21 protein-coding genes are annotated in these 24,578 nt (G+C 44.5%); 15 read left to right on the top strand and 6 right to left on the bottom strand.

What is annotated here, in order from left to right:
* Nucleotides 1–37: 37 nt before the first annotated feature.
* Nucleotides 38–2,260, bottom strand: coding sequence for a methyl-accepting chemotaxis protein (locus BLW49_RS22875; protein WP_090727070.1), 2,223 nt, complete (start codon nt 2,258–2,260; stop codon nt 38–40).
* A gap of 231 nt (nt 2,261–2,491) precedes the next feature.
* Between BLW49_RS22875 and BLW49_RS22870 the strand changes: the two genes are divergently transcribed.
* The 3 genes from BLW49_RS22870 (at nt 2,492) to BLW49_RS22860 (ending at nt 4,536) form a co-directional block, all read left to right on the top strand.
* Nucleotides 2,492–3,175 (top strand): DNA alkylation repair protein, encoded by a 684-nt coding sequence (locus BLW49_RS22870; protein WP_090727069.1) that lies wholly within the window; start codon nt 2,492–2,494, stop codon nt 3,173–3,175.
* 236 nt (nt 3,176–3,411) lie between these two features.
* Complete coding sequence (locus tag BLW49_RS22865; protein ID WP_090727068.1) at nt 3,412–3,603, top strand: hypothetical protein; 192 nt, start codon at nt 3,412–3,414, stop codon at nt 3,601–3,603.
* The gene (locus tag BLW49_RS22860) at nt 3,604–4,536 is read left to right on the top strand and encodes a purple acid phosphatase family protein (protein ID WP_090727067.1); all 933 of its coding nucleotides are present in this window, start codon (nt 3,604–3,606) and stop codon (nt 4,534–4,536) included. It begins immediately after the preceding gene.
* Nucleotides 4,537–4,678: 142 nt separating this feature from the next.
* Here the strand turns inward: BLW49_RS22860 and BLW49_RS22855 are convergent, their stop codons facing one another.
* On the bottom strand, nt 4,679–6,925 hold the full coding sequence (locus BLW49_RS22855; protein WP_371264617.1) for a glycoside hydrolase family 127 protein: 2,247 nt from the start codon (nt 6,923–6,925) through the stop codon (nt 4,679–4,681).
* Between the two features lie 143 nt (nt 6,926–7,068).
* On the opposite strand from BLW49_RS22855, the gene BLW49_RS22850 reads away from it, so the two are divergent.
* Nucleotides 7,069–7,965, top strand: a complete 897-nt coding sequence (locus tag BLW49_RS22850) for a helix-turn-helix transcriptional regulator (protein WP_090727065.1) — start codon at nt 7,069–7,071, stop codon at nt 7,963–7,965.
* 192 nt (nt 7,966–8,157) lie between these two features.
* Complete coding sequence (locus BLW49_RS22845; protein ID WP_090727063.1) at nt 8,158–10,542, top strand: arabinan endo-1,5-alpha-L-arabinosidase AbnB; 2,385 nt, start codon at nt 8,158–8,160, stop codon at nt 10,540–10,542.
* Nucleotides 10,543–10,617: 75 nt separating this feature from the next.
* Here the strand turns inward: BLW49_RS22845 and BLW49_RS22840 are convergent, their stop codons facing one another.
* Together BLW49_RS22840 and BLW49_RS22835 are read right to left on the bottom strand one after the other, a co-directional pair.
* Nucleotides 10,618–11,520, bottom strand: a complete 903-nt coding sequence (locus tag BLW49_RS22840; protein ID WP_371264616.1) for a DMT family transporter — start codon at nt 11,518–11,520, stop codon at nt 10,618–10,620.
* Between the two features lie 2 nt (nt 11,521–11,522).
* Nucleotides 11,523–12,374: an AraC family ligand binding domain-containing protein gene (locus tag BLW49_RS22835; protein WP_090727060.1), complete on the bottom strand. Its 852-nt coding sequence runs from the start codon at nt 12,372–12,374 to the stop codon at nt 11,523–11,525.
* A 206-nt stretch (nt 12,375–12,580) separates the two neighbouring features.
* Between BLW49_RS22835 and BLW49_RS22830 the strand changes: the two genes are divergently transcribed.
* The 4 genes from BLW49_RS22830 (at nt 12,581) to BLW49_RS22815 (ending at nt 16,415) form a co-directional block, all read left to right on the top strand.
* Nucleotides 12,581–14,128, top strand: a complete 1,548-nt coding sequence (locus BLW49_RS22830) for a BCCT family transporter (protein ID WP_371264615.1) — start codon at nt 12,581–12,583, stop codon at nt 14,126–14,128.
* A 189-nt stretch (nt 14,129–14,317) separates the two neighbouring features.
* Nucleotides 14,318–14,722 (top strand): phosphate-starvation-inducible protein PsiE, encoded by a 405-nt coding sequence (psiE, locus tag BLW49_RS22825; RefSeq protein WP_076315192.1) that lies wholly within the window; start codon nt 14,318–14,320, stop codon nt 14,720–14,722.
* Nucleotides 14,723–14,843: 121 nt separating this feature from the next.
* On the top strand, nt 14,844–15,662 hold the full coding sequence (locus BLW49_RS22820; RefSeq protein WP_076315193.1) for a MerR family transcriptional regulator: 819 nt from the start codon (nt 14,844–14,846) through the stop codon (nt 15,660–15,662).
* A gap of 69 nt (nt 15,663–15,731) precedes the next feature.
* Nucleotides 15,732–16,415: a DUF554 domain-containing protein gene (locus BLW49_RS22815; RefSeq protein ID WP_076315194.1), complete on the top strand. Its 684-nt coding sequence runs from the start codon at nt 15,732–15,734 to the stop codon at nt 16,413–16,415.
* Nucleotides 16,416–16,457: 42 nt separating this feature from the next.
* Here the strand turns inward: BLW49_RS22815 and BLW49_RS22810 are convergent, their stop codons facing one another.
* Nucleotides 16,458–17,456, bottom strand: a complete 999-nt coding sequence (locus tag BLW49_RS22810) for an aldo/keto reductase (RefSeq protein ID WP_090727057.1) — start codon at nt 17,454–17,456, stop codon at nt 16,458–16,460.
* 272 nt (nt 17,457–17,728) lie between these two features.
* Between BLW49_RS22810 and BLW49_RS22805 the strand changes: the two genes are divergently transcribed.
* The 3 genes from BLW49_RS22805 to BLW49_RS22795 all read left to right on the top strand — a co-directional run bounded on the left by BLW49_RS22805 (nt 17,729) and on the right by BLW49_RS22795 (nt 20,722).
* Nucleotides 17,729–18,331: a restriction endonuclease gene (locus BLW49_RS22805; protein WP_090727055.1), complete on the top strand. Its 603-nt coding sequence runs from the start codon at nt 17,729–17,731 to the stop codon at nt 18,329–18,331.
* Between the two features lie 6 nt (nt 18,332–18,337).
* Nucleotides 18,338–18,544 (top strand): GNAT family N-acetyltransferase, encoded by a 207-nt coding sequence (locus BLW49_RS29540; protein WP_371264612.1) that lies wholly within the window; start codon nt 18,338–18,340, stop codon nt 18,542–18,544.
* 468 nt (nt 18,545–19,012) lie between these two features.
* Complete coding sequence (locus BLW49_RS22795; RefSeq protein WP_256209913.1) at nt 19,013–20,722, top strand: ABC transporter ATP-binding protein; 1,710 nt, start codon at nt 19,013–19,015, stop codon at nt 20,720–20,722.
* Between the two features lie 50 nt (nt 20,723–20,772).
* On the opposite strand, the gene BLW49_RS22790 is transcribed toward BLW49_RS22795, so the two are convergent.
* Complete coding sequence (locus tag BLW49_RS22790) at nt 20,773–22,020, bottom strand: MFS transporter (protein ID WP_090727052.1); 1,248 nt, start codon at nt 22,018–22,020, stop codon at nt 20,773–20,775.
* 96 nt (nt 22,021–22,116) lie between these two features.
* Between BLW49_RS22790 and BLW49_RS28930 the strand changes: the two genes are divergently transcribed.
* The 3 genes from BLW49_RS28930 to BLW49_RS22780 are packed head-to-tail and all read left to right on the top strand — an operon-like array spanning nt 22,117 to nt 24,445.
* Nucleotides 22,117–22,269 (top strand): hypothetical protein, encoded by a 153-nt coding sequence (locus BLW49_RS28930; RefSeq protein ID WP_177178828.1) that lies wholly within the window; start codon nt 22,117–22,119, stop codon nt 22,267–22,269.
* 36 nt (nt 22,270–22,305) lie between these two features.
* Complete coding sequence (locus BLW49_RS22785; protein WP_076315199.1) at nt 22,306–22,734, top strand: DUF2512 family protein; 429 nt, start codon at nt 22,306–22,308, stop codon at nt 22,732–22,734.
* A gap of 16 nt (nt 22,735–22,750) precedes the next feature.
* Nucleotides 22,751–24,445 (top strand): ribonuclease J, encoded by a 1,695-nt coding sequence (locus tag BLW49_RS22780; RefSeq protein ID WP_090727051.1) that lies wholly within the window; start codon nt 22,751–22,753, stop codon nt 24,443–24,445.
* Nucleotides 24,446–24,578 lie beyond the last annotated feature (133 nt).

Below are 24,578 nucleotides of genomic sequence, written 5' to 3'. Positions count from 1 at the left end.
ACCGAAGTCCGGTCGGTTCCTTTTTGATGCCCCCATTTTAACGGGCACGTGATTCAGATAGTTTAAATTGGCTGACCATTTGATCGAGCAGAAGGGTGGTGCTTTCTACATTTTGGGAAGTGTGTCGTACATTCTTAATTTCGTGAATCAGTTCCATAACTTTGGATTCAACCTCTGTTGATATCGCTCGATTTTCAATACTGGTGCCAGCGATTTTCTCCATCAGCATCACAACTTCGTCTACGACTTGCGTCTTGCGGGCATTTTCAATAGAAGCTGCTGATAATAGCTCTATGGCGGCGGATACTAGCTCATTCCCTTCATGAACAACTTGGCTTCCTTCATCCATGAATTTGTAGGCTTGTACTGCATCATCATGTATGTCTTTAATGATCTGATGCACTTCTGCAGTTGACTCATTGGTCATCTCGGAAAGTTTACGGATCTCAGAAGCCACTACGGCAAAGCCTCGACCATGCTCTCCGACTCTGGCTGCTTCAATGGAAGCATTTAAGGCAAGCAGCTGCGTCTGCTCCGAAATTTCCTCAATCGCTCTTACTACACTTCGGATTTGCTCGGTGGTATGCATAAATGTTCGGATTGATTGGTGGGTGTCCTCCACTTTATCGTGAATTTGATGCATTTTATCCCCGATCCGTTCGACCTCAGACTTCGCGATGGCGATTTCCTTGGATGCGTCCAGTTCAATCTTTTGAAGCTGAGTGCGCATTTGACCTGTCACTTCCTTAGCCACGTCAATATCGCGAAGCTGATCAAGCGTGTGCTGAATCATGTTTTGAACATTTTGATTCACTCGCTGGGTCGAGCCCGCTGTTATTTTCGTTGATTCATTTAACGTATGCTGGCTGGATAATACATCTGCCGCCGCTGTTTTTACTCTTAGCATGATGCCTTCAAGGGAATCAATCATATTGTTAATCCATTTGGCTAGCTCACGGGTTTCATCGTTTCCAAACTCATTTGGTTTCAGACGCTGAGTTAAATCTCCTTTACCTTCTGCATTTATTCGTATGAATCGGGTAATATCTCTTAGTCCTGCGACAATTTTCGTAGTTTCTTTTTTATGTACGATTGTGAAGATCGTGAGGATAGAGAGCAGCTGAATGACTCCGGCAAGAAGAGCTCCCGTCCAAATCGAAGAATAGGTTGCTAAAAAATACGTAATGGCGCCGGTTATTATCGAACCCATAACTGCTAACCATCCTTGTTGTTTTAATTGATTGTATCCTATACTTCGTATCCGATAGACTTCCTCTAAATCGCCTTCGCACATCATCCCCCAAGTATCGGGGCAATGAGGAAGTCGAAAGGTAACCCCTTTGCCTATGACGGGGATATGGCGATAGTCTGAGTAACCTGGAAATTCCACAAATAAGTTACTGCCATAACGAATGGTATTCAAGACACCGGGGTGAAGCTCGTTCGTAGACGGATCGGTGAACATTAACTCAAGTTCCGTATGTTCCTTTACTGATACCGTTCCCCAGTCGGTGCTTATGCCGTCTTTCAGATTTTCACCATGGGTGAAGGTATGATCTTCAAACCTGCTTCGAGAGAGAGCTGTTCCAGGAAGGATATGCGTATTAAGCTCAGGTTCCGCCATAAAAATATAATTATCACCCGAATCCGGATAGATATGTCCTGATTCTCTTTGAATCAAATCACCGATCACGTCATTGGGGATTCTTGCGCAGAGAGAGCCCATGTAATGATCATCCTGCCATATCGGTTCAATGAACAATAGAGTCATCTGATCATGGAAAGTGGAAGAGCGAGGTCCGATTTGTAAAGTGAGCGGATCTCGATAAGGTCCGAATAGACATTTCCTGCCTTGATGATCAGAAGAGGATACGTATGAGATCCCTTCCCATAAAGCATGGGATTTAGAATATTTCGCAGCAATATGCGATTCGTAAGTGGAGTATATCACCTGATGATCACTATCTAGTAGAAGAAGCTCAGTTATGTCCGTTGCCCGGCCGCAGGTCTGAGTAAACAATTGGCTCCGATAACTCATCTGATCGTTGTCAAAGAGTGAAGACTCGCCTGCCACAGATTTCAATTGCGTAAGCAGCTGCTCCAGATGGCGCCAATAATCCTCCGTCCAAGATATCAGAATGTTCATTCTTGTTTCTGCGATTCCTTCAAAGATTTCCTCAACATCTTTCTTAAGATTTTTGTTTAATTGGTATGAACGCCATAACGGCAAACCTTTTTTGAATCCTATCCAATCAAACATAGATCCACCCCCACGTTTTCTCTTTGGATTTTTAATGAATATAATACCATATACCTATAATAAATAGGTGGTTATTCCAAAATATTTAAAACTTTATACCTGGTTCATATGAACTATGAAATAGCCTGTTGAATTAATCTGAACCGATAGAACAAGAACATATGTGCTATAATTACAGAGTGAGTGACTTGAGTAGAAATACGTGAAATGAAGAGGAGTATAAGAATACCCATGAATAATCTATTAAAGGAACAACTGCTTGCCTTATCCGATCAGAAATATCAGCAGTTTACAGCACGGCTTATACCCAATATTACGAACCTGCTCGGGGTCAGGCATCCTGAGCTGCATAAGCTGGCCAAGACGATTGCCAAGGGGGATTGGCGTACATATCTGAACCAGGCAGAAGACGAGTATTTTGAAGAAGTGATGCTTCAGGCGATGGTCCTTGGCTACGTCAAGACTGATATTGACGAATTGCTGGAATATGTAGCTGCTTTTATACCCAAGATCACGAATTGGTCTATCTGTGACAGCTTTTGCAGCGGACTGAAGATAACGAAGAAGAACAAAGCGCGGGTGTGGGAGTTCGTTACCCCTTATTTGTCATCTGAGGATACCTATCATATCCGTTTTGGCGTCGTGATGCTTCTCACTTACTTTGTTGATGAAGAATACATTGAACAGGTGCTGCAGAAGCTCGACACCATACACAGTGAGGAATATTATGTTCAGATGGCTGTTGCTTGGGCTATATCGATCTGTTATATCAAAATGCCGGAGCAAAGCACGAAATATCTGTCAGAGAGCTCGCTAGATAAGTTCACTTATAACAAGGCACTGCAAAAAATAACCGAATCTTATCAAGTAAGTGCGGAGCAGAAGGTGCTGATTCGCAGCATGAGAAGAAAATGATAGAAGAAGACAGTGTAGTGATATTTTCAATACGTTTGAGAGCTGAAACGAACCGGGTATATGTTTAAAAGACAAGTGGGGTCTGCCCCTTGGAGAGAGCGGGTGGATTCGGAAAGTAGGTAGGTGCTCATCATGAATGCGATAATAGGGATCATTCTAATAGCTATAGCTCAATCTGTGGCTTCATCATCCTTTCATCGATTTTACGATTGAGAGCCCATAAGAATCCGGGGAAGATGGTAACGACAATTCATGGCAATCCATCTACAAGCAGGGCGTTTACCTGGCACAGTCGTAATCCGAATATCCGTGCTCAGCTGCAAATCACAAAGGGGAGTGAGAGAGACTTTGAACACAGCCCTGTTGCAGGATATGAAGCTGACCATTCCGTGATCAGACTAGAGGGTCAGGAGATTGCTGTTCATTGAGTGGTGACAGCAGGTCTCAAGCCGAGCACAATGTATAGCTATCGGGTAAGAGACAGCAATGAGGAAGATTGGAGCGAACCCCATACTTTTACGACGGCAGCAGAAGAGATATCAGAGGTATCATTCATTTATGTGACGGATTCCCAGGCGGATAAAGTGAATGAATTTCGTCTATGGGAGAATACGATGAAGCAGGCGTTTACCCGATTTGCAAATCCTGACTTCGTTGTGCATGCCGGAGATTTGGTTGAAACAGCAGCGAAGAAGAGCGCATGGAGCCATTTTTTTAATGCCAGCATGTTCTGGATTGGAAAGACGCCCATTGTTCCGGTCGTTGGTAATAATGATATTAAAGACATCGGAGCAGCCCGTTATGCTTCCTATTTCCATCTCCCTGAGAATGGAGCTGAAGCGCTGAAGGGAACACAGACGAATTATTCCTTTGACTACGGCTGCTTACATATTGCGGTACTAAATACGGAGAAGTGTATTAAGCAGCAAACGAAATGGCTCGAAGCGGACCTGGCAGGAACTCATTGTGAATGGAAGATCGTGGTGATGCATCGACCCATCTATGGCGGCACGATTACGAAAAAGCTGATGGATTGGTCTCGCATTATCGACAAATATAAGGTGGATCTGGTGCTCCAGGGTCACAATCATGTGTACTCACGTTCACATCCTGTGAAGAATGGAAGGGTCACCGGGGATGGAAGCGATACAGTGCGAGATCACGAAGGTGCCATCTATGTCGTAGTCAATGCCAGCGGACCCAAATTCAACAAGCTGAAAGAGGATCAGTTCTATCATAAGCTGCATTTTCAGAATAATAAGCAAATCTATGCCGGAATTTCGATCTCGGGGAAAATGCTGACGTATCAAGCCTATGACGTGGACGGTCAACTGCTGGATCAATTTACAATTCTACATTGAGAGAGATATAGGCTCGCATCTTACTCTAATATGGAGTAGGACGCGAGCCATTTACATTTGTGTTTAATTAATCAATTCCTGGTATATGTTAAATCATTGATTCTCACTTATTCGGTGTGTCCAATGGTTATGCTCACCAATTCTATAATGGTAAGAGTGATTCTCTCTTCACGGTACGGACGCCGGCTACCGGTGCCACCTTGTATCCGCCAGCTGCCACAAATCGGATGCGAATCTTATCCTTACCTGCAGTTATCGTCTCAGGCAGATCATATATGAACGTTTCCAGCTGGTTGAGCTCCTCAGATTCAAGCAAGCCCTGGCCAAGCCGCATTCCGTCCGCTTCCATGTGGAAGCGAATCTTTGGATCAGATGTTTTTAGATAGGTGACTGCAAGGCTTACCGGAGCATCCGGATGGACCTTCATCTCAAAAGAGAACCAGCCAGAAGGCCATGTATCTCTGTATTTTCGATTGTAGATTCTGCCTAGATTTACGTGCTCGCCTTCAAACTCATGATCCCGTTCCGGCTGCATTTCAGCAGGCTGCATAAAGTCGATCGTGATCTCCTCCAGCCTCGCTTGATAGGCTGCGCTTTTCCGATATTCTGCCTCGGTCTGCGTCCATTCTTCCGGTGTGAACACGTCAAAATAGACGGTATAACGATGATCGTAGAGTGAGTAGAACGGTCTGAAATAAACATCAGAGCCACGGTCAGTCAGATGATAGAGTTGTTCCCCGGCCGGCGTGATGCGGGCTGCGATATCTTCAGGCGTACCGATCAGTACCGCTGGCAGCTCACGTTCCTTGACACTCATTGCATATTCATAATCTGCAGCCAGCACTTGCGGACCGTACATGAAGGCAACACGTTTAGGATTGTCCGGCATGGCTTCCACTCTGACAGTCATTGGAATGTCATATTCTACAACATCCCCATCCTGCCATTCCCTAGTGAGTGAAATGTAAGTAGAAGAGGGAGCGTTAACTGGTAAGGCTTCACCATTAACTTTAATGCTCATGCCTTTCTCAGCCCAGTAAGGACAGCGGATTTGGAGTGTAAACTGAACCTGGTTATCCGTATGGACCGTTAAGCGGCCTGTCGCTTCTTGAGGGAAGCAGGTCTCCTGCTGTAGGGTGACACCTAGCTCTTTCCATTGAACCGTAGACGGGACATATTGATTCACGAACAAATTACGATCTTGATGAAAATAAATGGCGCTCCCGTATAAAGAGTGACTCTCCATACTTGATCCTACACAGCAGGTGAAATCCTCGAATTGAGAGTTGAACGATTTTTGACCACCCATTTCCAGGGATACAAAATAGCAGACGCTGCCATCCGTCGGGTTCTGAGAAGCAAGAATATGATTGAACATCGCTCGCTCGTAATAATCTGCATAATGAGCAAGCGCATCCCACTGGAACATGTGTCTGGTCAATTTCAGCATGTTGTAAGTGTTGCAGGTTTCACATGTGCCTTCCCCAAGCCGGTCATTCAGCTGATCCGGTTCGCCAAAGTGTTCATTGTAGCTGTTACCCCCGATAACGTAGGAATGGTGATGAACAACGCGATCCCAGAAGAAGCGGGTAATATCGGCATACTTCGGTTCTCCAGAAGCTTCGAACTGTCTCGCTGCCCCAATAATTTTGGGAATCTGGGTGTTGGCATGACGCCCGGCGAGCGTGTCTTTTTCCTCAGAAATATCGTTCAGTACTTCTCCATGATAAAAGCGCTCGGCCAGCTTCAAGAACCTGCCATCACCGGAATGTTCAGCGAGATCGGTAAGCACTTCGTTCATTCCGCCAAATTCACAGTGCAGCACTTGCTGCATCTGCTCCTCGGTAAGTCCGGCACAGATATCCTCAAGCCATTCCCCAAGCCGAATCTCGACTTCCAGTGCCAGCCGATTACCCGTAAGGGTATAAGCATCACGCAGCCCGGCAAATAGCTTATGCATCGTATACAGTGGAACCCAGCCGCCGTTCAGATCAAACCCTTGGGATCGGATATCCCCGGCTTTAATTTCCTCGAACAACTCTCTCCCTCGCGGGATACCGGATACATAGCCGTTGCCGTGACTATCCTGGCATACTTTTAGCTCCTGAGTGACGTAATCAGCACGCTGTTTAAGCTCTTCATTTCCCGTTGCGGCATACATCAGCGCACATCCGGACAAATAATGTCCCAAGGTATGTCCGCTGATACCCCGGGATTCCCATCCTTCATAGTGAGCAGCCTTTGGTGTTAGTCCTGCATACTCACGAAAACGAGATAGTAAACGATCGGCATCCAGCTTCAGCAGGTAGGCTGTATTTAGTTCCATCGCATGTTTAAGAGGACCCGCATCCACTCTGACGTGGTGCAAGTCAAATCCAGCAGCTTTCAATGTCATTCTCTCCTTATGTCTTGCCAGCAATGAGAAGCAAGTGTATATTTTTATCATTAAATTACCATTCATCTCTTGATTTGTCGGTAGATTAAGGTTACATAAGGTGGACATTTCCGACAGACCTACATGGGGGGACACTTATGAATTATTTGAAGATAAATGGGGATCAGCCTGTGCATTTCTTGGCGGCTGGGGAATTTATTTCTGAAACGGAGTGGATTCATTTGGACCGGATTATGGGTGTTTACGAGCTCATTATCGGGGTGGAGGAGACGGTATATATTGAGGAAGACGATACACAGTACGAGATCAACCGGGGAGACATCTTACTGCTGCAGCCAGGACACCGGCACAGGGGATACCGAGCATCTAAACCTGGTGTGAAGTTCTATTGGTTCCATTTTGATTGTCCGAAGCTGCCACAGATTCTAAGTTCATCTGAAATGGAAGAAGAGAGCCTGTCGATCCATTCAGAGCCCGTGCTGGCTTGGACCGTGTCTGATCTATTTCTTCCGCAGTATGCTTCAGCTCCTTACGGTGACCGGATCCATATTATTGTCAACCAAATCCTTCATGTAGCCAATTCAAGCTACTATACGAAGCAAAGTGTACATTACTTGATGACCTCGCTCCTCATCGAAATATCCGAGCTTACCCTGCAGCGGCTTGCAGAGCAGATCACACGGGTGACCGAAGGCAAATCACATTTTGTCAAAATGATGGAGTGGACGAAGCTGCACGCGGCCGAGCCGCTGACCGTAAATGCGATTGCTCTTAAATTCAATTATCATCAGGACTCGGTATCTCGAATGTTTAAGCAATATACCGGCATGGGTCCGCTCGCCTATATTCATCAAATACGGATGGAGAAGGCGAAGGGGCTGCTGACTCGGACAAGCCTGTCCATAAAGGAAGTAGCCGAGGAATCGGGCTATCCAGATGAGAAGTATTTTATGAGATTGTTTAAGCGAACTGTAAATATGACTCCGACCCAATTCAGAAATGCGTACCACCAGACTTTTATGAACAATGTGTAATTTAGCCATTGAATACGCATACAAATGGTGCTATTATTTAACAAATAGTTAAATATATTTATATATATGTAAACTATTTGCCGATGTACATACCTCATATTCAGTCTTATCCTACGTCGATCGGTTCTTTGTGTAAGCGTTTTACAATGACTCTAGTTTCTTACTTTTTTTGAGGCAAAGGAGAGGGATGTTTTGCGTAATTTACTCAAAGCTAGCAAAAAAGCCGCCGTGTTAACGACTACGCTCACGGTATTATGCAGCGTTATTGGAACTTCGGGGTATGCGAGTCCAGAAGTGGATACGGCAAAGAAGGGGAAGCCTGCCAATAAAGTTCCCGTGTTTCAGGAGGGCTCGGTGCATGACCCTTCTGTTATCAAAGTGGACGATACCTATTATGTGTTCGGTTCTCATCTTGCTGCTGCGAAGACAGATGATCTGATGAGCTGGGATATGGTCGCAGCGGGTGTTGCTGATGGCAATAAGCTGATACCGAATGTGACGGAAGAACTCAAGGAAACGCTTGAATGGGCACAGACGAATACCTTGTGGGCAGCCGATGTTATTCAGCTCGAAGATGGACGTTATTATATGTACTACAATGCTTGTAAAGGAGATTCTCCAAGATCTGCACTTGGTGTAACGGTAGCGGATCATATTGAAGGACCTTATGTTGATCAAGGGATCCTGCTGAAATCCGGCATGTGGGGCGAACCGAGCGAAGATGGAACCATTTACGACGCAACCATTCATCCGAATGCCGTAGACCCGGATGTGTTTTTTGATGAGAACAGGAAGCTATGGATGGTATACGGATCTTATTCAGGTGGTATTTTCATCATGGAATTGGACCCCGAAACCGGTAAACAGCTGCCAGGACAAGGCTACGGCAAGAAGCTGATGGGCGGTAACCACAGCCGGATCGAAGGTCCGTACATTTTATATAGTCCAGAAAGCGATTACTACTATATGTTTGTATCATATGGCGGGCTGGATGCTGTTGGCGGATATAACATCAGGGTTGCGAGATCTAAGAATCCGGACGGTCCGTATGTGGATGCAGAAGGAAATGATATGATTCAGGTCAAAGCAAATCCAGAGCTGCCTCTGTTTGATGATCGGTCTATTGAACCTTTTGGAGTAAAGCTCGTAGGAAACTATCAATTCACGAGAGCGCTTGGAGATCCGGGAGCAGGCACAGGCCTTGGCTATATTTCTCCAGGTCACAATTCAGCTTATTATGATGAAGAGACAGGCAAGCATCTGCTGTTCTTTCATTCCCGTTTCCCAGGTCGTGGGGAAGAGCACGAGATTCGCGTCCATGAAATGTATATAAATGACAAAGGATGGCCAGTCGTCGCACCTTACCGCTATACGGACATCCAGCAGCAAGAAGTGAAGAAGAACGAAGTAGCAGGCAGCTACAAAATGGTTAATCACGGCAAAGACATTTTAGCAGAACTCAAAACATCCGTCATTGCAACGCTGGAGAAGAACGGCAAGATCAGCGGGGATGTGAAGGGCACTTGGAGCCTGGATAAAGACGGGACTGCAACAGTTAAGGCAGATGGCGTTACCTATACAGGGTTATTCACGAATGAGTGGGACGAATCGGCTCAGAAAAATGTAGTAACCTTCAGTGTATTATCTGATTCCGGAGTCGCATTATGGGGCAGTCAAATGGAGGAATTGAAGGATAAGGAAGTGGTTGCCGCGGTGAAAAAAGATCTCGATCTAGGCAATACTGCGGCAGTATATCAGAATATCAATTTGCCTGTGACTGGAACCAGAGATAGTGTGATTTCATGGACTTCTTCTAATGAAGGTGTCATTTCTAAGGCTGGAATTGTCACAAGACCCGCCGCTGGCGAGGATAATGCAGTAGTGAAGCTTACAGCAACGATTCAAAAAGGTAAAGTGCGGGACACCAAAACGTTTAACGTCACTGTACTTGCAGAAATCGAAGGCCCGAAGCTGATCGAATATGATTTTGAAGGAATATCGGGACAATCTGTGCCTGACCTTAGCAGCAACGGATTTAATGGTACACTAATCGGTGGAGCTGAACCACAAGGATCTGGCAAAATAGGTCAAGCCATCAAATTTAATGGTACCGACGGTTATGTGGAAGTGCCTGAGTTAGTCACAGATGCAGAAGACTTTACCTTCGCAGCGTGGGTATACTGGAATGGCGGGGGAGATTGGCAGCGAGTCTTTGATTTTGGCAATGGGCTCGGCAAGCATATGTTCCTGACACCTTCTCAGCATCTGGGAGTGATGCAGTTTACCATCCATAATGGAGTGGATCAAAGTCTTCTCGCACCTGCGAAGCTTCCGGTGAATGAATGGACGCACGTAGCAGTTACTCTTGAAGGAAACACAGGTAAGCTGTATGTGAACGGCGAGGTCGTAACGACGAGCGATCAGATGACTTTTAATCCGAAAGAGCTCGCCACGACCGATGCATATCTTGGCAAGAGCCGCTATGCAGCAGATCCGTATTTAAACGGCAGCCTCGATGAAGTGAACGTATACAATAAGGCACTTACAGATGAAGAAATTAAAGAACTGGCTGAGTAATACAAACTAATATGAACTGTATAGAAGAAGGATGGATCTTTCGAAGCCCACTGGCCTCAAGCGATCCATCCTTTTTTAATGATTACTGTATTGAGGCTTTGTTCTGCGTTCAGAAATAAATGAACCGACCAAAGTGAGGACTGCTCCAATCACTATGGCCCAGGAAAGGGGCTCACTCAATACCAAATGCGAAGCAATGACCGTAATGACGGGGACGAAATAAATATAGATACTTGTCTTGACTGCGCCTAGAATGCCCACTGCGCGATTCCAAGTCACGAAGCACAGTGCGGATGCGCCAATACCAAGATAAAGTAAATGCAGCAGGCTCATTGGTTCGGTTAACTTTGAAAAGCTTAGGTCTATATCAAATAGAAGCAGTGTCGGCAGCATAAAGATTAAACCATAGAAGAACACTTTTCGTGTAGACCCGATAGTATGATAGTTTCTTTCGCTGATTTTTTTCATAAGCACGGAATAGATTGCCCAAAAAACAGGCGCGAGGATGGCTAGGAAATCACCGAGAGGATTTAGTTTGAGCACAAAACTGCCATTGAATCCTATCAATAGGATACCGATAAGAGCAATGATAAATCCTACTATAAATGATACGCTAAGTTTTTCGCCTTCCAGAAAAAAATGTGCAAATAAAGCTGTGAAAAAGGGGGCAATGGAAACGATGATGCCTACACTTGCTGCAAGAGTTAGGGTCAAAGCGATATTTTCCAAGAGAAAATAAAGGGTTACTCCACTTAATCCAGCACCTGCAAACAATAGTTCTTCCTTTATTGAGCTCGTTTTAACCGATCGAGGGTAGAGCAGCAACAAAATAAAATAACCAATAAGGAACCGTAAAAATAACACCTCAATCGGATTGAAGTCAGACAGCAGAAGCTTGGTAGAAACAAAAGTAGTGCCCCATATAAAGATCGTAAACATGGCGAGTATATGTCCTGTTGATCTGGCTTGCTGCTGTATCATTATGCCTTAGCCTCCGTATATACGGTTTGTGATGTTTGATCGGTAAAGATCCTCATATATTGTTTTGGCGTAAGTCCAATGAGCTTTTTAAAATGATTAGTGAAGTGGCTCTGGTCACTGAAGCCGGTACGAATAGCCACCTCAATAGGACGAACTCCTTGCTCTAGAAGCTTTTTGGCATGAATAATGCGTTGTGTCTCTAGATAGCTGTAGGGAGAGATTCCTTTTTGTTTGGTAAACGAACGTAATAAATAATATTTACTCAAACCCGAGAGCTTGCATAATTCCTGAAGCGTAATCGTTTGATCGAAATGCTTATCTATGTAATTACATACGGTTTTGATTTCTGTACGAAGGCACGGTTCATACGAAGGGATAAACTCCTCGGTATGATCTCTTAAGAGAAGTTCAATCAGAAATAAGAGTAATTCCTCTTTTTTAAAATCAGATTGGTCCTCGGAAATCATTGTGTGCAGATCGCGTAAGGTATCCGCGATTTCACTATTTCTCAGAACAGGTTGCTTAAAATAGGGTGTTTCCTGCTTCCCCGTAATGTCAAATACATATTTTTGCATGATGCTAGGCTGTATATTTATACAGCGGTAATCAAGCGTCCTGCCATCAACTTGTTCACATGCATGGGGATCATAAGGGTTGAAAATAATAACATCACCCGTGTTAATGATGTACTCTTCATTCTTACAAGCCAAGTAACGCTTTCCCTGTTCAATAAACCCCAATACATAATAATCATGAAAATGGTTAGGGAATTTTTGCATAATTCCTTCGAATCGATAAGCTTCTACTTCCAAATCTGTATCATAACAAACCGTCCTATTTTCTTGAGCCACTCGCTGCACCAACTCTCTATAATCTGTCTCGCTGATGTCATTATATTATAACCAAGCTTGTGATTCTTGTAAGATGTTGCTCATTGTAGTTGAAGATAAAAAGTCTCGTACACCGTTTATTTACATGGAATTCGGTTTAAATAGCAATACTGTAGAGGTATTGATAACTAAATAGGTATGAGGTGGGATTTTTGATTCGAAAATTAATGAGAGATAAGGTATTTAGCATTTCAGCTATCATCATCACTCTCCTTGCTGTTCTGGGTGCCTTAATGCCCGATGCATTCGGTAACACAGCAAGCATGCTGTACAATTTAACAACCAATAATTTTGGTTGGTTTTATCTGCTGTCTATTTTTGTTATTATCGTGTTCCTCATCTGGGTGGCTGCCAGTAAGTATGGAACGATCCGCTTAGGCGGGGAGAAAGAAAAGCCGCAGTATCCCTTTTTTACATGGATCGGAATGCTGTTCTCAGCCGGTTTCGGTGTGGGTCTCGTATTCTGGGGCGTAGCTGAACCTATGAGCCATTTCTTTGATACGCCATTCGGAGGCGTGGCATCACAGTCGGAAGAAGGTGCACGCGTTGCCATGGGTTATTCCTTCTTTCACTGGGGAATCAGTCAATGGTCTGTATTTGCACTCGTTGGTCTCGTCATTGCATTCCTTCAATTTCGCAAGGAGAAGGATGGACTTGTATCTACAGCGCTGGAGCCCGTTACGGGTGATAAACCCGCAGTAAAGAAAACGATTGATATTCTGGCTGTCATTGCTACCGTTATGGGGATTGCGACCTCCATCGGACTAGGTGTTATGCAAATGAGCGGTGGAATAAGCACTTTGACAGGAGCCAGCAACGGTAAGCTTATTCAATTAGGAATACTTGTTGCTATATTTATTGCGTACATGATCTCATCGACGACAGGTCTGGACAAAGGTATCAAGTATCTAAGTAATTTAAATCTGGGTGTAGCACTGCTGTTCCTTCTATTTGTATTTACGCTTGGTCCGACGGTATTTATTCTGGAGACGTTTACGCTGGCACTGGGTGACTACATAACGAATTTTATATCGTACAGTTTACGCTTGCAGCCTTATACTGAGGGGACTTGGGTAAGAGATTGGACGATATTTTACTGGGCATGGGCGATTGCCTGGTCCCCATACGTAGGCGCTTTTGTAGCAAGAGTATCCAGAGGCAGAACGATCAGAGAGTTTATCGTAGGAGTTATGGTCGTACCGCCTCTCATTGCCTGTCTCTGGATTGCAACCTTTGGTGGAACAGCGATTTGGTTCGATCTGCATGAATCTACAGGCATCGCGGCAGCGGTTAACGAGGATGTTACTTCGGCGTTGTTCCTGCTCTTTGGACAGCTGCCATTCTCAACGGTCATGTCCATTTTGTCTATATTGCTCATCCTTACTTTCCTTGTCACTTCTGCAGATTCGGCAACTTACATCTTGTCCAGCATGACAACGAAAGGGAGCTTGAACCCGCCAATGACGGCGAAGGTGGTGTGGGGAACATTGATGGCCGCCATCGCAGGGGTTCTCTTATACAGCGGCGGTCTGACGGCTCTGCAAACCGCATCATTAATTGCAGCCTTGCCATTCACTGTAATATTGCTGCTCCTAATCATCGCTGTTGTGAAGCTGCTTAGGAAGGAACCACTCCCGATCAGGAAGGCAGATCTGAAACGATATCGTCGATTGGAAGAAGCTGCGAATAAAGCATCAGATAAACCAAGAAAATAAGCAGCAATAAGCAAGCGCCTAAGGGCGCTTGCTTATTTTTTGAGTGAAAGGCTCCGATGTTTCAAAAAAATAATAGAAAAAAGTGAGGAGTCTGCAGCGGAGCATTAATTGATACGAATTAAACCATCCTTTAATGGATAACCTATCTCACGAATATGGATGACTAAATTATGGTAAGGGGATAGGACCGTGAATTATAACGAAAAACTGCCTCAGGTGCTGCAGCACATCCTAAATGTTTGCCTGCTGCTGGTAGGGCTGCTCTTGTGCATATCACTGTTCAAGGCAACCTGGGATATATTTGCATATGTTGTTCTCCCCACAGATAATGACAAATCCTATTATGAATTCACGGATGATTTGCTCGTATTTTTTCTCTATTTCGAATTTATTGCGTTAATTATCAAGTATTTCAGCACAGGCTTCCATTTTCCGTTAAGATACTTTATCTACATTGGAATTACCGCTGTCATTCGATTAATTCTGATTGAGCATGATCGCGCAATAGATACGTTCTGGTGGGCTGCCGCGATCTTGGTCATGGTAGGCGCATTGTTAATTGTTAACCATAGGCTCCTAAAGAGAGAAAGTTGAGCAGTGAGTCACTGGATAAGTTAGTTCCTTTCACATCTGAAGTTCATGTTCTATTGTTTTCCCTCGATTTTCAAACTATGATATATTCATTTACAGAGAAAATAGGAGGATCGAGTCAGAAATGGACAACCTGTTCCTGATCGGGGAGATTTCAAAGCTCTTTCAGATCGATATTCGTACACTTCGGTACTATGACGAAATAGATTTATTTAGACCGGCGTCCGTGGACACCTCTACGGGATACCGCTATTACTCAATAGATCAATTTGAACAGCTGAATACCATCCTCTATCTGAAGGCACTCGGCGTTCCGCTCAAACAAATCAAGCAGTTTCTGGACCATCGCGATATTGATCACATCCTGCAGCTCCTCCAGGAACAGCATCAAAGAACGGTAGATAAAATCAATGAGTTCACACAAATTAAGCAAAAGATAGAAAGTCGAATTCATCAAATACAGGATGCAGCAAATGTAAATGAACTGTATAAGATTCGTGAGATTGAGCTGCCCGAAAGAGCGATTGTAGTCCTGAAGCATAAGATACATAAGAGTGATAATTTAGAATTGCCGATTCGTATGCTGGAGAATCAGACCAAGATGAAATCAACGATTTTTCTGGGAAAAGTAGGACTATCCATTGCATTGGAGAGCCTAATTGCAAGACGCTTTGAGGAGTATGACTCGATCTTTGTCGTTGTTGAGGAAGAGATCAAGTCACATCATTATGAGCAGAAGCTTCTTCCACAAAGTATGAATATTACGATTCGTTTTGCGGGTACACATGAGGATGCGGCCCCATACTATGAACAGCTAATGGATTACATTGCAGACAATGGCTATCAAATGATGGATGATGGATTGGAGATTACGTATATCGATTATGGTCTTACGCAGGACACGTCCAAGTTTGTAACCGAAATACAGATCCCTGTAAAATAACATTGACCCTCCAGTAACTGGAGGGTTTATTCTGTGTTTAACAAAAACCCAAATAGGAGAGGAAATCAAGTGATAGGAACGATTGTAAATGTAGCAACGATCCTGGTGGGAAGTGCGCTGGGAAGTATATTTAAGAAGGGGATCGGGGAGCGCTACCAAGATATTTTGATGCAGGCGATGGGGCTGGCTGTTACCGCACTTGGCATTAGCTCCATCGTTAAATATTTGCCTGACAGTCATTATCCTGTACTGTTCATCGTCAGTCTAGCGGTAGGTGGTCTGATTGGAGAGAGGCTGAATCTTGAGAGCAGCTTCAAAAGCGCTGTATCCCGCATCTCGAAAGGGAATCTGGCAGAAGGTTTAACGACAGCGATCATGCTGTTCTGTATCGGTACATTATCCATTGTGGGACCTATTGAAAGTGCACTGAACGGTAATCATACTTACCTGCTGTCCAATGCAATGCTGGATGGGATCACGTCCATGGTGCTGGCATCCACCTTTGGATTTGGAATTGCCTGGTCAGCTGTTGTGCTGCTCTGCTGGCAAGGATTAATTTATGTTCTCGCAGGAGCGGTAGCTGGTTATATTACGCCCGAGCTGCTCACCGAAATTTCGATCGTAGGCGGTGTGCTTATTCTTAGTTCCGGGCTTAGCATTCTGGGTATCAAGCATTTCAAAACGATGAATATGATCCCAGCATTGTTCATCCCCGTCATTTTTATCGTCATTAAGAATATGCTCGGGCTGTAATATATTTAGTAGTTTAGAGCTGGACGGATTGCTAGTCGGAACTTACTTGAATCGATAAGCCCTGGGCTCGTCAAACCAGAAGCTGCCGTCTTTAGAAAAGTCGATATAAGGACTAGGGGATATCTCCTCAACTCGTCTTATTTCCTCTTCCGTAAGTTTGACATCAAGTGCCTTAAGATTGCTATGTAGCTGTTGTTCATTTCTAACTCCAATTACGGGAATCACACTTGGCCGATGAAGCAGCCAGGCAAGAGCAAATTGACCGAGTGTAATTCCTTTGGCCTCAGCAATTTCAGCGAGTTTGTCCACTCTAGCCAGCTTATCACGATTCACTGGAGCTTCTGTATCCATCCGTTCACCGCGAGAATTTGATGGAAGGGGTTGTCCGCTGCGATATTTGCCGGATAACCAGCCCCCATCTAATGGAGAGTAAGCTAATGTTGATAATCCATGCCGCTCGGAGACAGGTAAGATCTCCTGTTCAATATAACGATTGAACATGTTGTAGGAAGGCTGATTGGTGACAAAGCGCTCCAAATTCATCTTCTCACTGACCCACAGGGATTCAACAATACGCCAAGCTTCAAAATTCGAACATCCAATGTATCGTACTTTGCCTTGAGTAACGAGATCATCCATCGCACGAAGAGTTTCGTCAAGCGGAGTGTATGGATCCGGGCGGTGGATCTGATACAAATCGATGTAATCCGTATTCAGTCGCTTCAAGCTTGCCTCTACCTGCCGCATAATGCGATATCGACTGGCTCCTTCACCATTGACGCCTTCAGCGGTCCGTACTTTAAACTTGGTCGCAACGATGAATTGATCCCGTCTTCCATGAAGCGCCTTGCCAATAATCTCCTCTGTCGTTCCTTTACCATATGTATCTGCCGTATCAATGAAATTAATCCCCGAACCCAGCACCTTGTCAATGATAGACAGAGAGCTGCTCTCATCCATATCCCAGGCACCATATGTCATTGTACCAAGACAGAGTCTGGATACTTGTAAACCACTTCTTCCGAGATAAGTGTACTCCATTTTGCATGCCTCCTGTATTCCTGGATTTAGCTATTTCAACTTATACGATATCCGTTAACATGCGATTTTGTCAAAATCGGCCAGTTTCCAATGTAATGTGTGAAGCGTTGATAACTCGGTAATTGTTATCCTTTACCTTTCGATGAAGTCAATTTATAATTTGTTTAGCAGGAGAATGCATGTTCTTATTATCTTCTTGATTTCAGAGCACAGGATTCCTTCATACGCAAGCAAGCATACATATCGGGACTCAAAGAATAGGGAGGAATTAAATGTTGGCCGTAATTTATGCCATAGTGGCAGCCATCATGATTGTCATCGCCGCTAGAATTATTATCCTTATATCAAGAGGGCGCAGGCGAAGGGAGCTTAATCCATACAAGATCACCATTAAAGACATCGATCGTATGGAAGATGGCAAGGATTTCGAAGAATATTTATATCGGTTATTTCTCGCCTTGGGATACGAAGATGCTTACAAGACGGTGAGCAGCCGGGATTTTGGAGCGGATCTGGTGTTTACCGATCGGAATGGGAATCGAGCAATTATTCAGGCCAAGCGATATGCCGTTAGTAATCCGGTAGGGCTGTCTGCTGTACAGGAGATATATAGTGCGATGCCATTTTACAGGGCCCAGAAGTCTATCGTTATTACATCTGGCATTTATACGGATGCTTGCTTGAAGCTGGCAGGATATAATGGTGTAAGGCTGCTGGACCGCGAGGATTTAATTGACATCATGAATGATCTTCGCAGCCGGCATGAGGATGCTGCAATGGACTTAATAGAAGCAGAGCCTGAATTGCTGCTGGATTCATGGGATGATTACTTGAGAGACAAGCAATATAAAAAAGAGCGTTTGCTGAGAGGGTGAAGCTAGATGGAACAAAGAACGACGGACAGGCTGGTATTACGGTCCTTGGACCGACACGACGCTGCTGCAATGGAAGCCTTGCTGACTGAAAAGGATATTGCAAGTACGACATTAAGCATTCCTTATCCCTATCCTGCAGGAACTGCCGAAGCTTTTATAGAACGGAGGCAAGCCATTCAGTCTAAGGGAGATGGGTTTGGGCAGCAGCGTTAGTTCGTAATCCTGCTTCTTCCACAGTCATGAGAAAGATTGGCATGAAGCATGAGGGGACATTCCCGCAGCATGTGATGAAGTGGGGACAATATGAGGACTTGGAGTATTACGGCATATTGGCTTCTGAGTACAAGGAATGACTGTACAACCATTTTTCCATCATTTACAATAAGAACAGTCTATACATACGAGGTGAAGAGGATGGCATTCCGTATCGTTCGAAGTAATTAATCATCGGGCTGGGTAAAACGCGTACCAGCCGCCAAGGGGGCAGTCTGCCCTTTGGCCGAGTGTTGATTAATGACTAGAACGGTGCCCGGAATTGACCATTTTTAAAAAAAGAGTCAAGGGACACTGCAAGAGGACAAATACGCCTATGGCCGGAGAGCCAGGGTTCATTTGTCACTGCTATGGTGCTTCCTTGGCTTTTTTTACATTTCACTGATGGAGGTTAGACGTGTCTTGTTGATGAGCTGTGTAAAACATTTTAGATCGATGATTGTCATATATATTCTGATTGGATTTGCCATTCAATACTTAGAAGCACTGGGGATCAAGATGTTCCAGCAATTACTGGATACCATCATCACTGTGGATCATATTGAAGAAATGAAATGGTTCATCATCCTCTATGGTGCAGTGGTCATCGGATTGACTATTCTGAATTATGTCGATGAATATCCAAATACCTATTTATCAAACAGTATTGTTGAGAAGCTAAAGATCTTCGCATTAACCAAAGTGTCCAAAATTGATTATGCATCGTATCAAAGTATTGGAACCGGCGAGATGATCCAGGTGATTGAGAACGGAGCTCAGGCAGGAGGCAAAATGCTGCATTCGTTCTACCTCACCATATTTCATGAGCTGCTTCCAAAGATTGCGTTCAGCCTGTTATTTATCGGATTATATAATATCCATATTCTGTTCATTAATTTAGCCGGCTACGTGCTTGTATTCATGATGACACATTTGCTGCTGGGGACGCTCTATCGTGTGAAAGCATCGCTGATCGCAGATCAGGAGCAAATGTCGAGATACACCGTTCGCGGATTTATGGAGCTGGTTGTGTTTCGCTTGAATAGGCGGTATCAGAGAGAAATCGATCGAATGACTCGTACATCGGGTCAAATCATCAAGAGAAGTACTCAGATTAGACTTGTGCATGAAGCATTTTTTGCGATTTTTGCTCTGTTTGTTAATGTGATCAAAATCGGAGTCATCTTCTACGGTGCGAACCAAATCATTGCAGGTGACTTGTCTATTGGTGTCATTGTTGCGATGATCATGTTCATTGATCAAGTATATATGCCAATTGCAATCTTCAATGTGCTGTATGTGGATTACAAGCTGGACCGGGTTACTTATTCGCGGTTTGAAGCTTTCCTTAACAAACCAGAGGATCGGAATCTAGATACCGGCATATCGATCAGTGCCCTGAGAGGAAGAATCGAGTTTGATAAGGTCACTTACGATGATGAGAATCATCGAATCTTAAACGAGGTTAGCTTTACAATTGAGCAGGGCAGCTCGGTTGCCATTGCCGGCATGAGCGGGAGTGGTAAATCAACCATCGTCAAGCTCATGACGGGCCTGCTCAAGAAAAAATCCGGCAGGATATTAATTGATGGAATTGATATTGATGAGCTTCATCTTCATCATCTGTATGATCAGTTGTCCTACATTTCGCAGGAACCGCCGATATTTGATACAACGATTCGTCATAATCTGCTGCTGCCGAATCACTGCGATGAAGACTTATATGAATTGCTGGATAAGGTTGGCTTGAAAAATAAAGTGAGAGGACTTCCTCAGCAGCTGGACACTTGGGTGGGGGAAAGAGGGACCAAATTGTCTGGCGGGGAGAAGCAAAGGCTTGCTTTTGCCCGGATTATGGGTCAGCAGCGCCCGCTTGTAATTCTGGACGAACCAGTGTCTGCGCTGGACAATATTCTAGAGAAGCAGATTATGCGTGAGATGCTGCATATGTTCAAGGAGAAGACGATGCTTGTGGTTGCACATCGGCTTAGCTTCATCAAGGATGTTGATAAAATACTGTTAGTGAAAGACGGAGCGATTGAAGATGCAGGGAGTTTCGAGGAGCTCATGTGTCGCAGCAATTATTTTCAGGAATTATGGAACAAGGAGCATCAAAACACCTTTCAAAAAGTTCAATAAGGGATAGAAACAGCAAAGAGGCTGCCTTCAGGGGCAGCCTTCTTGTATTTTTAATGTATATCTTCATTCACAGCCGGTTTACCGGCTTCAACCAGCACTTTGTTTCCAATAAGGGTGAATACCAATACCAGCAGCAATACGCCGGTTCCCATCAGCAGCCATTCTATAGCGACGACATCCGCAACGGGGCCAAATACAAGCATGCCAAGCGGCATCATCGAAGTGGATATCATTGTGAGGACACCAAATACTCTGCCCAGATAGTCAGGCTCTACTTTTTCTTGCAGCAGGACAGTGAATGGCGTATTGAAGAAAGGCATTGCGAGACCAAATAAGCTCATAAAGGTTAAGTAAATGGCGAAGATCGGGACTACGCCAAGTGCGATCGTACATGCTCCCATCAACAAGCCTGCCATCGCCATGGTGTGGATTTTGTTTTTGAACCCTCCCCAGGTTGCGAGCAATATTCCTCCGATCATCATGCCAATCGCAAATGTAATTTCAATGGCGGTTAATCTCCATACATCACTGCCAAAGGTTCTTGTAACCTGCAAAGGTGTGAGAAAAGCAGCAGGTGCAGCAAGAACGTTAAATAATGCGACATAAACGAAGAATTTCTTCAGGAAGGTGTGAGCGCTAATATATTTAATGCCTTTTTTCAAATCTTCCAAATAGCTGGTAGTTTGATCCTGCATCGCCTTGGAATGCGCCGGAACACGAAGGAAGAACAGGAGAGTGAGAATCGCAATTAGAGCGGTAATGACATCAACAAAGAAAATGACTTCAATACTTGCCTTCGTAAGCAATGCTGCGCTTGCCATAGGAGACACGATCATGATGAAGGCTTGGATACTTCCATTAATTCCGTTAACTCTGGTTAATTGATCCTCTGGTACAAACTGCGGAAGAATGGCCCCTACAGCCGGGGTCTGAATTCCTGTGCCGATTGCCCGAATTGCAGACATCACAAAGAGCAGCCAGATGGCCTCGTAACCTAGCAGGAACAACACAGCAAGCACCAGTGTCGATAGGGCAATCATGGAGTCTGCGAGCATAATCAAGAGCTTCCTGTTATACCGGTCTGCCCATACTCCTGCAAAGGGGGATAGGAAGAAGGCAGGAACAAATCCGCAAATGATGGATATGGTCATCATGATGCCGGATTGGGTCTCCAAAGTGATATACCACATGATAGCATACTGGACAAGCGAGGAACCAAATAACGAAATGGTCTGGCTGGTTAAGAATAGGGCGGTGTTCTTTTTCCAGGAGTTAGCAGCTCCATTATTACTTAACATGTGTGCAACATCCTTTTCATTGGTATGGGATGAGTCTGCGAATGTATAACACGAAGCGAGTTTACGCAAGTACCTTCAGAGGGCTCAATAGGAGTAGTGAATTGGACGGATGATCTGCAATCCGAAAATGTCCCATTGGATTATAACACGATGACTGCACCAGGAATAGCAGGTATTTACATTTATAGTGTTTATGCTTCCTGGGACAAGGGAAGTGCCAGCTATGTGTTTACAATTAGAGTCGAATAGTACGCTGTTAAACTTCTGAATCATTTTGGATGTAAATTGCAATTTGCGGATAATATAACATCTAGAATCCATTTCATTTCAGAAGGAGCGATTCATATCAAAAAAGAAATGACAAAATTTCTAGCATACAGTGTGCTGGTGACAGGACTGCTGATGTGGCTCTCCGATGCTTCCTTCATCACTTCATGGTTTGCTGCTCTGCTGATTGCTTCTATCGGTTTTTTATTCGGAGATATTGTAGTATTTCGAAAAACGAACAACATCATAGCAACGGTAGCAGATTTTGTTTTTGTATTTGCCGTTCTATGGATATTTAAGGAGCTTATGTTCTGGAACACCACACTCACAGACATTCTGATTATCTCTCTGGTAATGGCTGCGTTCGAATATGTCTTCCACATATGGGTAGATCATGATAATCGTGAGCTGAGGAAGAAGCAGACTTACGGAACCAAAGAGTCCTAATCATCTTTTCTCGAACATGAAAGGGAGGTACTTCGTATTGAGGACGGAAGCTAGTCGGTTGTTAATCGCAGCTCTAGGCGGTGTCAACGAAATCGGTAAAAATATGTACTTTATTCAATATGACCGTGATCTTGTACTTATTGATTGCGGATCGAAATTCCCGGACGAAAGCCTGCCCGGAATTGATCTGATTGTGCCTGACTTCTCCTACCTGTTAGATCATCAAGAGGATATCAAGGCACTCGTGGTCACCCACGGGCATGAGGATCACATTGGCGGCATCCCCTATTTGCTCAAGCAGCTCAATATACCGGTGTACGGAACCGCATTAACCATTGGTTTGATCAAAATAAAGCTGAAGGAACACGGATTGTTAGACGAATCCAAGCTGCATGTCATTGATGAGAATTCGGTCGTGGACGCAGGCTCCATTCGAGCTTCCTTTTTTCCGACGATCCACAGTATTCCGGATTGTCTCGGCATTGTATTCGACACGCCTGAGGGCACAGTTGTCCATACAGGTGATTTTAAATTTGACATGTCGCCTGTAAATGGACCGTATCCGGACCTTCATCGGATGGCTGAGATCGGGAAGAAGGGCGTTAAGGTATTGATATCAGAGAGTACCAATGCTGAGCGTGCCGGCTTTACTCCCTCTGAACGAATTGTCGGCAGCCATATCCTTGATGCCTTCTCCAGTGCCAAACAGCAGGTGTTCATCTCCACCTTCGCTTCGAATGTGAATCGAGTCCAGCAGATTATTGATGCGGCCATTGAAACGAATCGTAAGCTGGCTCTGCTTGGACGCAGCATGGTAAATGTCGTTGAAGTAGCCAATGATCTAGGTTATCTGCGAATTCCTGAAGGTCTGCTGATTGATGCAAGAGATTCTGAGAAATATCCTCCAGAGCAGATCGCCGTTCTATGTACAGGGAGTCAAGGAGAGCCTATGGCAGCATTATCCCGGCTCGCAAGCTCACAGCATCCGCATATTGAAATATTACCCGGAGATACGGTAATTATCGCTGCAGGCGCAATACCTGGCAATGAACGTAATCTATCCAATGTCGTTGACAATCTGTATGGCATCGGCGCTAAAGTTATATACGGTTCAGGCAGTGCTTCGGGTATGCACGTCTCTGGTCATGGCAGCCAGGAGGAGTTGAAGCTGATGCTGACGCTGATGAAGCCGGAATATTTGTTTCCCGTACACGGTGAATTTCGGATGCTATACAAGCATCGCCTGCTTGCTGAATCGGTAGGTGTACCAAGCGAGAATGTGTTTATCGTCAGGAACGGCGAAACCATTCAAATCAAAAATGGGGCAGCTTCAATGGGGCCCAAGGTTCACGCAGGAAACAATCTCGTCGATGGTTTAGGCGTTGGTGATGTCGGGAACATTGTACTTAGGGATCGGAGACATCTGGCCTCTGATGGTATGCTGATCATTGTCACCACTTTAAGCAAAACAGAGCGAAAAATGATGGCTTCTCCTGAAGTTATCTCACGCGGATTCGTATTCGTCAAAGAGAACGAAGCGCTGATGGAGCAAATTCATCAAGTGATCTTGGACTCGATGGACAGTCTGTCCGAATCAGAAGCGAGTCAATGGAACCTGATCAAGCAAATTTTGAAGGATGACGTAGGGCGATTTATATATAGCCAAAACAAAAGAAGACCGATGATACTACCCATCATTATCGAAGTGTAGTTCATACGGAAGAGAGGAACACATCGCTGATGTGTTCCTTTTTTTGTCATCCATTATCGCATTCTTCAGGGAAGTCCTTTATAATGGTTCACAGAAGTGATGCCACAGTAAACGTATTCAGTAATTTGAAAAC

The organism is Paenibacillus sp. PDC88 (genome assembly GCF_900106725.1).
Taxonomy (GTDB): Bacteria; Bacillota; Bacilli; order Paenibacillales; family Paenibacillaceae; genus Paenibacillus; species Paenibacillus shunpengii.
This window is presented reverse-complemented; position numbering and strand designations above follow the sequence as displayed.

Bases quoted from the DNA above. Each gene is read 5' to 3' on its own strand.
- BLW49_RS22875 (WP_090727070.1), bottom strand. From the start codon at position 2,260: ATGTTTGATTGGATAGGATTCAAAAAAGGTTTGCCGTTATGGCGTTCA.
- BLW49_RS22870 (WP_090727069.1), top strand. From the start codon at position 2,492: ATGAATAATCTATTAAAGGAACAACTGCTTGCCTTATCCGATCAGAAA.
- BLW49_RS22865 (WP_090727068.1), top strand. From the start codon at position 3,412: ATGGTAACGACAATTCATGGCAATCCATCTACAAGCAGGGCGTTTACC.
- BLW49_RS22850 (WP_090727065.1), top strand. From the start codon at position 7,069: ATGAATTATTTGAAGATAAATGGGGATCAGCCTGTGCATTTCTTGGCG.
- BLW49_RS22830 (WP_371264615.1), top strand. From the start codon at position 12,581: ATGAGAGATAAGGTATTTAGCATTTCAGCTATCATCATCACTCTCCTT.
- BLW49_RS22820 (WP_076315193.1), top strand. From the start codon at position 14,844: ATGGACAACCTGTTCCTGATCGGGGAGATTTCAAAGCTCTTTCAGATC.
- BLW49_RS22810 (WP_090727057.1), bottom strand. From the start codon at position 17,456: ATGGAGTACACTTATCTCGGAAGAAGTGGTTTACAAGTATCCAGACTC.
- BLW49_RS22805 (WP_090727055.1), top strand. From the start codon at position 17,729: ATGTTGGCCGTAATTTATGCCATAGTGGCAGCCATCATGATTGTCATC.
- BLW49_RS29540 (WP_371264612.1), top strand. From the start codon at position 18,338: ATGGAACAAAGAACGACGGACAGGCTGGTATTACGGTCCTTGGACCGA.
- BLW49_RS22795 (WP_256209913.1), top strand. From the start codon at position 19,013: ATGAGCTGTGTAAAACATTTTAGATCGATGATTGTCATATATATTCTG.
- BLW49_RS22790 (WP_090727052.1), bottom strand. From the start codon at position 22,020: ATGTTAAGTAATAATGGAGCTGCTAACTCCTGGAAAAAGAACACCGCC.
- BLW49_RS22780 (WP_090727051.1), top strand. From the start codon at position 22,751: ATGAAAGGGAGGTACTTCGTATTGAGGACGGAAGCTAGTCGGTTGTTA.